This is a genomic window from Pseudonocardia pini, from assembly GCF_013870575.1.
GTDB lineage: Bacteria > Actinomycetota > Actinomycetes > Mycobacteriales > Pseudonocardiaceae > Pseudonocardia > Pseudonocardia pini.
Genome location: NZ_JACBXB010000844.1, coordinates 1 through 2,232 on the forward strand (window position 1 = coordinate 1; position 2,232 = coordinate 2,232).

The following is a 2,232-nucleotide window of genomic DNA, read 5'->3' on the forward strand; positions in this document are numbered from 1 at the left end:
CCGACCACCGCACCTCCGACCACCGCACCTCCGCACCACCGACCACCCGTGAGCGCAGCACCGCCACCCCCGAGCCGAGCAGGCGCGGTCGCCGTCGGGCGGGCAAGCGGGCGGGGGTCGCGTGGTGGCAGACCCCCGACAGCCGCAGGCCCACCGGCGGCGGCGGACTGAGCACCGGCACCACCGGCACGGCCGAACCCGTCCGGCCGGTCCGACCGGTCCCACGGGGCCCGCTGGGCCCACTCGACCTGCTCCGCCGCCGGTTCAGCCTCGAGGCCCGCGCCCGTCGCGCCCTGCTCTCCCCCGCTGCGCGGGCGGCCCGCCGGCGTCGGACGATCCTGTGGTCCGTGGCGGCCACGCTGGGCGTCCTGGTGGGTCTGCCGCTGCTCGCGCTGGGGGTCGGGTACCTGGTGTTCGGCGTCCCCACCGCGGACGAGGCCGTGAACAACCAGGTCGCCACGATCTCCTACGCCGACGGCACCGACCTCACCCGGCTCGTGCCGGAGGAGGGCAACCGCACGAAGGTGACCGTCGGCCAGATCCCGCAGCACGTCCGCGAGGCCGTGCTGGCGGCCGAGGACCGCTCCTTCTACTCGAACCCCGGCTTCGACCTCTCCGGCATCCTGCGGGCCGCGTGGAGCCAGGTGCAGGGCGGCGCGGGCGGCGGGTCGACGATCACCCAGCAGTACGTGAAGAACGCGCTGGTCGGCGACCAGGTCTCCCTGTGGCGCAAGTACAAGGAGCTGATCGTCTCGCTGAAGGTCAGCCAGCAGAAGTCCAAGGACGAGATCCTCACGGACTACCTCAACACCATCTACTTCGGACGCGGGGCCTACGGGATCCAGTCCGCGGCGCAGGCGTACTTCGCGAAGGACGTGGGTCAGCTGACCCCGGCCGAGGGCGCGCTGCTGGCCGGGGTGATCCAGTCACCGTCGCGGTGGGACCCGGCGATCGACCCCCAGAAGGCCGTGCAGCGCTGGGACTTCGTGATGGACGGGATGGTCGGCCAGGGCTGGCTCTCCCCCGCCGACCGCGCCGCCGCCACCTTCCCGCCCACCCAGCAGCGCAAGGTCGGGTCCAGCGGGTCGCTGGCCGACAACCGGGGGCACGTCGTCAACGCGGTGAAGGCCGAGCTGGACTCGCTCGGCATCTCCGACCAGGAGATGGCCCAGGCGGGGCTCACCGTCACGACCACGATCGACCCCACCCGGCAGGAGAAGGCGGTCGACGCCGCGCAGGAGGCGCTCGACGGGCAGCCGGAGAACCTGCGCAGCTCGGTGGTGGCGATCGACCCGCGGACCGGCGGGGTCACCGCGTACTACGGCGGGGACAACGGCGTCGGGCTGGACTACGCCCGGGTCAGCAAGCAGCCGGGGTCCACGTTCAAGCCCTTCGTGGTGCTCGCCGCGCTCATGCACGACCCGCCGATCGGGCTGGGCACCGTGTTCGACGGCAGCGAGCAGACCGGCCTGCGCAACGCCGAGGGCGCGGACTGCCCGCGCTGCGACGTCAAGCAGGCGATGACGTTGTCCAACAACGTCGTCTTCACCACCCTCGCCGCCAAGGTCGGCCCGGCCAACGTCGCCGCCGCCGCGCGGGCCGCAGGCATCACCTCGCCCCTGGACGACCCGGACGCCCGGCTCGCCCTGGGCAACAAGGAGGTCACGCCGGTCGAGCTGGCCTCCGCGTACGCGACGATCGCCGCGGGTGGGGTCTGGCACGCGCCGCACTTCATCTCCAAGGTCGTGACCTCGGACGGCCGGGTGCTCTACGAGGCGCCGGACAGCCGGGGCGAGCGCCGGTTCAGCGCCCGGGTGGCCCGCAACACCGTGGAGGCGATGCTCGGCGTCGCCCCCGCGGACGACCGGTCGATCGGCCGCCCGGTGGCCGCCAAGACCGGCACGGTGCAGTCCCGGTTCGAGGGCGAGAACAACGACGCCTGGTTCTCCGGCTTCACCCCCGAGCTCGCGACCACGGTCTGGATCGGCACCGACATGAACTCCCCGATCCGGACCGCCTCGGGAGCGCCGATCGAGGGGGCGACGCTGCCCGGCGAGGTGTGGCAGACGTTCATGAAGGAGGCGGTCGAGGAGGAGCCCGCGGAGGGGTTCGGCGGCTACACGCCGATCGGCACGCCCGCCTCGGACCTGCCGCCCAACGCCACCCCGGAGCCCACCCCGACACCGACGGCGACGACGAGTGCCGAGCCCACGCCGTCCGTCGAGCCCCCGC

At 73.5% G+C, this 2,232-nt stretch carries 1 protein-coding gene; it reads left to right on the forward strand.

Translation table 11 applies throughout. The annotated features are described in order from the left end of the window. Positions 1-2,232, forward strand: a 2,232-nt coding sequence (locus H5J29_RS29790) for a transglycosylase domain-containing protein (protein ID WP_312858472.1), incomplete at both ends; no start/stop codon positions are given.